Source organism: Peptostreptococcaceae bacterium, assembly GCA_016649995.1.
Taxonomy (GTDB): domain Bacteria; phylum Bacillota; class Clostridia; order Peptostreptococcales; family BM714; genus BM714.
Genome location: JAENWJ010000068.1, coordinates 1 through 7749 on the forward strand (window position 1 = coordinate 1; position 7749 = coordinate 7749).

Consider the following 7749-nt stretch of genomic DNA (forward strand, 5'->3'; position numbering starts at 1 on the left):
AGGAGCAGGATTCATAGTAGTCTCAACAGGAAACATAATGAAAATGCCAGGGCTTCCAAAAGTCCCATCCGCAGAAAAAATAGACGTAGACCAAAACGGAGTAATCTCAGGCCTCTTCTAAATAAAAGAAAACAAAATGCAGCCAAGCGCAATAGACATTTTTCTTGCGCTTGGCTGATAAAACAGGAGAAAAAAATGGAACTCACACAAAAGACCTGTAAAGAATTTGCAGAAATCCTCGCATCAAAACAAGCCGTCCCCGGAGGCGGCGGAGCAGCAGCCCTTACGGGAGCACTCGGAGTCGCCCTTGCAAGCATGGTTGCAAACTTTTCAATAGGTAAGAAGAAATTCATCGGCGTAGAAGAAAAACACAAAGAAATACTAGAGCGGGGAGAAGAACTTAGAGAAAGGCTCCTTAGCCTAATAGACGAAGACGCCGAAAACTTCTTTCCGCTTTCCGAAGCCTATGGAATAAAAGCCGAAACAGATGAGGAAAAAGAAGCAAAACAGAAAAAACTTCAAAGCGCACTCAAAGTAGCCTGTAGCGCGCCCGTAAAGATGGTCGAGGCCATATACGAGTCCATACTTGTCCACCAGGAGCTTGTTGACATTTCTTCTAAGATAATAATAAGCGATGTTGGAGTGGGTGTTCAGTGCCTAAAGGCAGCGCTCTATGGAGCGCAATTGAACGTGATGATAAACGTAAACTCCATAAATGATGAGGAATATGCCGCAGAAACAAGGAAGCATATAGATGCGATTGTAGAAGTGGGAGCGAAAGTGGCAGACGAGGTCTATGAAAAAGTATTGAAGACAATGAATAGATAGGAGTCTCAAATGGGAATAGTAATAAAAGGTAAGGCAGTAGCCGATGCGATTATCGAATCGATTATAGAAGATGTGAAAGAAATAAAGAAAAAAGGGGTCGAGCCGAAGCTTGCGATCGTTAGAGTGGGTGTTGAACACAGCGATTTGGCATATGAAAGAGGCGCTCTGAATAGTATGGCGAAATGCGGAATTGAAGTTGAAGTTATCTCCTTTCCTGCTGATATTTCACAGGAATATTTCATTGATAGATTTAAGGAAATAAACGGAGACAGAAATGTCCATGGAATATTGGTGTTTAGGCCTATGCCTAAACACCTTGATGAGAACGTGATCAAATATATAATATCGCCTGAAAAGGACGTCGACAGTTTATCACCTGTAAATGTCGCAAAGGTCACTGAAGGTGATGATACGGGGTTTCCACCTGCAACTCCTACCGCCGTCATGGAGATGCTTAGGTATTACGGCGTAGACCTGAGCGGAAAGCATGCAGTGGTAGTTGGAAGGTCGATGGTTGTCGGGAAACCCGTGTCTATGCTTTTGCTTAAAGAGAATGCGACGGTAACTATTTGCCATTCCCGCACATCAAATTTGTCCGAAATATGCAGAAGTGCGGACGTTTTGGTGGCTGCGGTTGGAAAAGCAAAGATGATAGACGATTCCTATGTTAAGAACGGAGCTGTTATAATCGATGTTGGAATAAACATGGACGAAGACGGCAATATGTGCGGGGATGTAGATTTTGAATCAAGTATTGACAAGGCTTCAATGATAACCCCGGTGCCTGCAGGAGTGGGATCGGTAACAACGTCGGTTTTGGCAAAGCATGTTATTAAAGCATGCAAGATTCAAACCGGCATGTGAGGAGTGAAATAATGGAAAAGTTATTTTTGTCTCCGGGTGAAATAACCCAGGAATGGATAGGAATAGGAAAGAAAAAGGCCAATCTTGCAGTCATGAAGACTTTACTTTTGGCAGTATTTGCAGGCATGTTTGTAGGCCTTGGGTCCCATGCGGATATAATCGTTATGCAGACACTCGGAAAGACTGTAGATGTTGGATTAGCTAAACTAATCGGAGCGGCTGTATTTCCGGTGGGAATAATGTTGGTAGTAATAGCCGGAGCCGAACTATTCACAGGAAACTGTCTCATATCCCTAGCGGTAATCAACAAAGACGAGAAGTTGAGAAATTTAATAAAGAATTTGACAATTGTCTTTTTTGGCAATTTCATCGGTTCAATAGTGCTTGCATATATGCTTGCAAATTCAGGTTTGTACGGGCCGGCTGTTGCGTCAAAGGCTATAGCGATTGCCAACGAAAAGATTTCGCTTTCGGTGTCTGAAGCCATAATTAGGGGGATATTCTGCAACGTTTTAGTTGTTCTTGCCGTTTGGATGCAGGCCGGTGCGAAAGACATATCCGGAAAGATACTGGCTATGTGGTTTCCGGTGATGCTGTTTGTTCTTTCGGGGTTTGAACATAGTATTGCAAACATGTATTTCATTCCCCTTGGCATATTCCTTGGCGCGGATATCACGTGGTCGCAGATGTGGATAGTCAATATAATTCCAGTTACAATCGGGAATATAATCGGAGGGGCAATACTTATTCCTGCCGTTTACTGGTATGTTTATGTATTTGATTCAAAAGAAATGAAAAAGAGTAAAAAAAATACAACTTGAAATCAAGCTTATATGTTGAATATAATGGGGTCCGACAATGTCGGACCATTTCAGATTTTTTTGACAAACAGAAAATAAACCTTAGAATGTAACCGCTTTGTTGTTAATGGAAGTATCTATATATTAAAATGGTAGTATAATCTAAGTAGGTAAAGGGTTCCATGTAATTAGGTGTAATTGAGGAAATGTTAGTTTATAGAAGGGGTTGAATAATATGATGTGGAAAAATTGTGGTAGCATTGCATGTTCGCTTGTTTTGATGTTCTCTATTATATTTGGGGGAGCAATCTATGCGGATGCCGCGGTTGTCGGAGACATAAGGCTCATCGTTGATGGAAAAGACATCACCGAGCTTTCCGCACCCGTGATTGAAAACGATAGGACACTGGTGCCTATACGATTTGTTTCGGAGGAAATAGGGGCGGATGTCGTCTGGGATGGAGAAAAAAGGACGGTAGGAGTTGAGAAGGGTGAAAGGAGCGTGCGGCTCTGGATTGGAAGCCATCTGGTGGATTATGACAATGGTGAAATCTATAACTTGAGCGATGTAGCTCCGAAAATAATAAACGATCGCACATATGTTCCGCTTAGGCTTGTCAGCAACGCATTGGGAACTGGGATAGAATGGGATGGAGAAAATAGAATTGTTTATGTGGATTCTAAAAAAGGCTCAGACATAAAACCGTTTTTCGATGTCGAGATAACGTCTCACAAACAAGGGGACGTCATAATGGGAGAAACCTCTGTAGAAATTTCAGTGCCGGATTCATATCTGCAGAGAGCATATGAAACAAGGCTTCTGCTTATGAACTGTGAAACGGCTAAGGGATTTGTAGTTGCAAAGGCAGAAGGCTCCGGTACGAAACTTGTCTATATTCCGAAGGTTGAGGATAGGGGAGAAAAGGTCCTTGCCGTTGCAATGTACGATGAAAATAGAGAGTTCATCGGGGGAGATTCAATCCTCGTTAATATCGATGTCAAACCTCTTGTCTCGCTTTCAGGATTGGAAAATGGGGAAGTTGTGAGCGGCACTGTCACATTGGGACAGAAAGTGAATTTTCTCGCCGAAAATATGGAATATGAATTCACAAGACTTATGGATGGTTATGCCATATCAACCGGGAAGAAGGACCCTTGGGGCACATACTCATGGACTCCCTCGTCAAGTCAAAGCGGTTCCTATATGGTAAAGGCGGTTGCATACGACGCAGGGGGCAATGCATATGAAAGCGAAGGTGTAAATGTGATGCTTGCACTGGACAAAAAGATTTCCCTGTCGGGAGTAACGGAAGGAATGACGGTGAATAAAGCCGTGACACTGTACGCGGACAGAAACTTCGACGTAACCGAGACCCGGTACATTGCAAGGGATGCTGCAACAGGTCAAGAAAGAGTTCTCGCGACGATTCCATATGGGGGATACAAATGGTTTCCCGGTCCGGAGGAATCCGGAGAAATGGAACTTTCCGTGAAGGTTTTGGATACGGCCGGCAGAGTTTATCAGAGTGATTTTGTTGGAGTAAATGTTGACGGTGAACCGAGGATTTTGATAAAGGGAGTAGGCCCAAATCAGGTATTGACGGGAGAAGCTTCGCTTAAGTCCGTCGGCAACGTCGATTTTAGCGGGATCAACTACATCCTTGTCAACCAGGATACGGGAAATACAAAGATTGTTGCATCCGGTATTGACCCCGACGAGGAATATGCTTTTGTGCCGGCTTCAGAGGATGCGGGAAATGTATCGATATATGCCGAAGGAATCTACGGCGATAAAGCGATAAGAAGCGACAGCATCGGGTTTAAGATATATTTGGGGAAACTCTATGAATCCAAAGCCATAACAGAAAAAGAAAATTTTCTTGATTTCGCATCGGGCATGGCCGTTGAATCCCTTGAAAAGACAGGGATGTCCGCGGCGCTTCAAACGGCGCAGGCGATACTCGAGACGGGATGGGGGCAGAGCGTTCCCGTTGACAAGTACAACGGCAAGTTTTCGAACAACCTGTTCGGAATAAAGGGCGCAGGTACAAACGGTTCGGTTGTTTCAAATACCTGGGAGGTCTATAATGGTGTTTCGTTCAGAACAGATGCCAAATTCAGGGCATACAACTATGTAGGCGAAGCATGGGATGATCATAAGAACCTTTTGCTCAACAAATCGCGATATGCGCCATTCAGAGAGGTTATGTACGACGGTACACTTGGTGCATGGGCGGTCAGAAGGGCGGGTTACGCCACTGACCCCGACTATTCAATGAAGCTGATAAACATAATAAAACTATATGAATTGCAAAAGCTTGACGAGACCGGAATATAAATATTGATTGACAAGATAAAAATCCATAATCTGGAATGTAAAAAAGGAGAAAAATATGAAATTTTGCTGGAGCACAATAATGGTCAAGGACATGAAAGAATCATTGGATTTTTATCAGGAAATCATTGGGCTTGAAATTAACAGGAGATTTTCGCCAAGAGAGGGGATGGAAATAGTTTTCCTCGGAAAGGGCGAGACCCAAGTCGAGTTGATTTACAATGAATTAGGGGAAGATGCGAACATGGGAAGTGGCATTTCATTGGGCTTTGAAACAGAGTCAATGGACGAATTGAAGGTTCTTCTTAAGGGAAAAGGTATCGACATAATAAGCGGACCATTTTCTCCGAATCCCCATATGACATATTTTTTCGTGTTGGACCCGAACGGACTCAGGATTCAATTGGTTGAAAGAAAGTGATTGGTTGAACCTACCATGGCTAAAGCCACGGGATTCTTAGGAACAGAGCTTACTTGATACCAAAATGTTTCTTTAGTGTCAGCGGTTTCTCTTATTAACTAAGCTATCCCCGTCGTCCCGACTGTTTTATTTGAGGCTTATGCTGATAACAACCTAAGACCCTCACGAAGGCATGGATTGGAAAAGCCTGAGGCTTGTTTTTGAAGACTACGGCGGCACCTGGTATCTTGTGGGTATAGTCCATGACCAGTAGACCATTTGATAATAGAAAGAAGTCTTCTTGATGGAATTTATTAAATGGAAAAGAGCCTTGCGAAATTTATATTCCCCAGGCTCTTTTTTCTTCATTCATCCGATTGTTGGCTATTTCACTTGAATCGTGATTATTTCTTGGAGATGATGCCTCCGCTTTCATATTTCATGTTGGCCATATTGTGGTTGTAGTTTTCAAATATGCCGATTGTCGTAAGGTATTGCTCTAAAACGATCTGGGCGACGGCTTCGACGTTTGTATCGTCGGCGCTTCTGCCTACTACAATCATTGCGAGGGCTCTTATTTCGCTGGTTTCCAATTGCTTTGATGAATTCATTATAAATCCCCTTTCTTTATCGTTTTGATATAAGTTCATATTCATTATATACCCATTAGGCGGATCTTTTAAATTGTTTGTTGAATTTCCAGAAAAGATGAAGAGAAGAGACCGGTCTTGATAAGAGGCAAAATGCTATTTGCCGGTGGGAGGGATGCCATTATGAGAAAAAGGCGGCAGTATTTTTTTTGAAGGCACGATTGGTTTTTAGCGGATTATTTAGTGGAAGCATGGAGGTTTGCGGAGGCATAAGTCGAATAAAACAAAGAGGGCTTGTAAGGAATGAATCTGCACCTGACGATTTAGATGATATTCGTGATATAATATTGTATATGCTTAATACCACATGTATGGAGGTTGCCGGATGCTTGTTAAACTCATAAGAAAAGCGATAGTATATGCTCCTGAATGTCTGGGTAAAATGGATATGCTGATTGCAGGAGGGAAAATCGTCGCCATAAATAAGGATTTGAGTGAGTTTGAATCCAATGTATACATAGAAAAAATAGATGCTTCGGGCATGATTGCTATCCCCGGCTTAATTGATGGACATGTGCATATACTTGGAGGCGGGGGAGAAGGCGGATTTTCAAGCAGGACCCCGGAAATCACGCCGGACGATTTGTTAGTCGGAGGGGTCACAACGGTGGTAGGCTGTCTCGGAACCGACGGTATATCAAGAACAATGGAGAACCTGATGGCAAAGTCAAATTCTTTGGCAATGGACGAATGAACAAATTCTTCAAAAGACGATTCCGATCACTTAGAAAGAACCTTGGTCAATCCCACAGAGATTTAGTCGGTGCAACAAACATTATTGATGCACCTGTGATAGCCGGCGCTGCATAGCAGCAGGCTTTCAGCCCGTGCGGCTATATGTCCTGGCACGGGACGAGGTGATGACACACCTCGGAACTCGAAGTCATACTTGCCTACCGGAAACGGACTGGTATTTAATCATTCGAGAATCCTCCGGATTTATCCGTGGGGAGTGTCAAAAGGCACAGGTTGAAAAAAATCTACAGAAATAATGCCAGAAGTTCATAAAATTTGATTTGGAATAGAGGAAATCAATGAAAAAATTCTTAGGCGTAATGCTTGCAGGTTTGGGGGCAGTTTTACCAATAACAATAACCTTGTATATTTTGTACAAATTGTTCATTATAATCGACGGTATTTTTGCTGATGCGGTAACCCAGGTTCTTGGATATCGCGTGGTTGGAATAGGTTTCTTAATTACTGTTGCGCTTGTATTTGCGATGGGATTAATTGCCAAGGCTTATCTTGGACAGAAATTGATTAATATAACAGATCGAATTTTTAACAAGATCCCTATCGCACAGACCATATACGGAACGGTCAGAGAAATAAGCAATTCATTGCTTTTGAAGGATAAAATCACTTTCAAGAAACCTGTGATGGTTGATTATCCAAGACCCGGCGTTCATGCAATCGGATTCATCACCAATGAAAGGTCTATTTCAAAGGATGGAACGATGTTGCCGGTGTTTATTCCTACAACACCCAACCCGACGAGCGGTTTTTTGCTTTTTTACAAAAGAGACGAAATTCAAAATTTGGATATGACCGTTGACGAGGCTATAAAAATCATAATTTCCGTAGGAGTTGTAATACCTGACAATGTCAAAAAGAACAAATTGCAAATCTAAAATATTTATTAAATAAAAAGGATTAAATCGGTTGACACCCCATATCAATCATGGTAATATAATAAAGCGCGTTAAAGGCGAACAACATGCACTTGACATAGCGCAAAGCAAGTGAAATAGCGGTCTTTGAAAACTGAACAGTAAGAGAGCAAAGCATTAAAAAAGAATTAAAGCAATAAATAATTGCTAGCGAAACTCGTATTTGAGATTTCAATTAAGAGTTTGATCCTGGCTCAGGATG

Annotated in this window: 10 protein-coding genes; 9 read left to right on the forward strand and 1 reads right to left on the reverse strand. The window is 42.3% G+C overall.

Annotated features, from left to right (window positions below):
* The 6 genes from JJE29_08615 to JJE29_08640 all read left to right on the forward strand — a co-directional run.
* A partial coding sequence (locus JJE29_08615; protein MBK5252676.1) for a formate--tetrahydrofolate ligase occupies window positions 1-121 on the forward strand: 121 nt, incomplete at its 5' end.
* Between the two features lie 74 nt (window positions 122-195).
* Window positions 196-828 carry a cyclodeaminase/cyclohydrolase family protein gene (locus JJE29_08620; GenBank protein MBK5252677.1) on the forward strand — a complete coding sequence of 211 codons (633 nt, stop codon included), beginning with the start codon at window positions 196-198 and terminating at the stop codon, window positions 826-828.
* Window positions 829-837: 9 nt separating this feature from the next.
* Window positions 838-1692: a bifunctional 5,10-methylene-tetrahydrofolate dehydrogenase/5,10-methylene-tetrahydrofolate cyclohydrolase gene (locus JJE29_08625; protein ID MBK5252678.1), complete on the forward strand. Its 855-nt coding sequence runs from the start codon at window positions 838-840 to the stop codon at window positions 1690-1692.
* 11 nt (window positions 1693-1703) lie between these two features.
* Window positions 1704-2513 (forward strand): formate/nitrite transporter family protein, encoded by an 810-nt coding sequence (locus JJE29_08630; protein ID MBK5252679.1) that lies wholly within the window; start codon window positions 1704-1706, stop codon window positions 2511-2513.
* Between the two features lie 214 nt (window positions 2514-2727).
* The gene (locus tag JJE29_08635) at window positions 2728-4830 is read left to right on the forward strand and encodes a glucosaminidase domain-containing protein (protein ID MBK5252680.1); all 2103 of its coding nucleotides are present in this window, start codon (window positions 2728-2730) and stop codon (window positions 4828-4830) included.
* A 55-nt stretch (window positions 4831-4885) separates the two neighbouring features.
* Entirely contained in the window at window positions 4886-5248 is a 363-nt protein-coding gene (locus JJE29_08640; GenBank protein ID MBK5252681.1) for a VOC family protein, read from the forward strand.
* Window positions 5249-5631: 383 nt separating this feature from the next.
* Here the strand turns inward: JJE29_08640 and JJE29_08645 are convergent, their stop codons facing one another.
* Complete coding sequence (locus tag JJE29_08645; GenBank protein MBK5252682.1) at window positions 5632-5838, reverse strand: hypothetical protein; 207 nt, start codon at window positions 5836-5838, stop codon at window positions 5632-5634.
* Between the two features lie 188 nt (window positions 5839-6026).
* Between JJE29_08645 and JJE29_08650 the strand changes: the two genes are divergently transcribed.
* From JJE29_08650 to JJE29_08660, 3 genes are all read left to right on the forward strand, one after another.
* Entirely contained in the window at window positions 6027-6221 is a 195-nt protein-coding gene (locus JJE29_08650) for a hypothetical protein (protein ID MBK5252683.1), read from the forward strand.
* Window positions 6203-6571 (forward strand): hypothetical protein, encoded by a 369-nt coding sequence (locus JJE29_08655; GenBank protein MBK5252684.1) that lies wholly within the window; start codon window positions 6203-6205, stop codon window positions 6569-6571. The genes JJE29_08650 and JJE29_08655 overlap by 19 nt, the downstream gene beginning before the upstream one ends.
* A 340-nt stretch (window positions 6572-6911) precedes the next feature.
* Window positions 6912-7508, forward strand: a complete 597-nt coding sequence (locus tag JJE29_08660; GenBank protein MBK5252685.1) for a DUF502 domain-containing protein — start codon at window positions 6912-6914, stop codon at window positions 7506-7508.
* Window positions 7509-7749 lie beyond the last annotated feature (241 nt).

Coding starts and splice junctions, on each gene's coding strand:
- JJE29_08620 (MBK5252677.1), top strand. CDS start 196: ATGGAACTCACACAAAAGACCTGTAAAGAATTTGCAGAAATCCTCGCA.
- JJE29_08625 (MBK5252678.1), top strand. CDS start 838: ATGGGAATAGTAATAAAAGGTAAGGCAGTAGCCGATGCGATTATCGAA.
- JJE29_08630 (MBK5252679.1), top strand. CDS start 1,704: ATGGAAAAGTTATTTTTGTCTCCGGGTGAAATAACCCAGGAATGGATA.
- JJE29_08635 (MBK5252680.1), top strand. CDS start 2,728: ATGATGTGGAAAAATTGTGGTAGCATTGCATGTTCGCTTGTTTTGATG.
- JJE29_08640 (MBK5252681.1), top strand. CDS start 4,886: ATGAAATTTTGCTGGAGCACAATAATGGTCAAGGACATGAAAGAATCA.
- JJE29_08645 (MBK5252682.1), bottom strand. CDS start 5,838: ATGAATTCATCAAAGCAATTGGAAACCAGCGAAATAAGAGCCCTCGCA.
- JJE29_08655 (MBK5252684.1), top strand. CDS start 6,203: ATGCTTGTTAAACTCATAAGAAAAGCGATAGTATATGCTCCTGAATGT.
- JJE29_08660 (MBK5252685.1), top strand. CDS start 6,912: ATGAAAAAATTCTTAGGCGTAATGCTTGCAGGTTTGGGGGCAGTTTTA.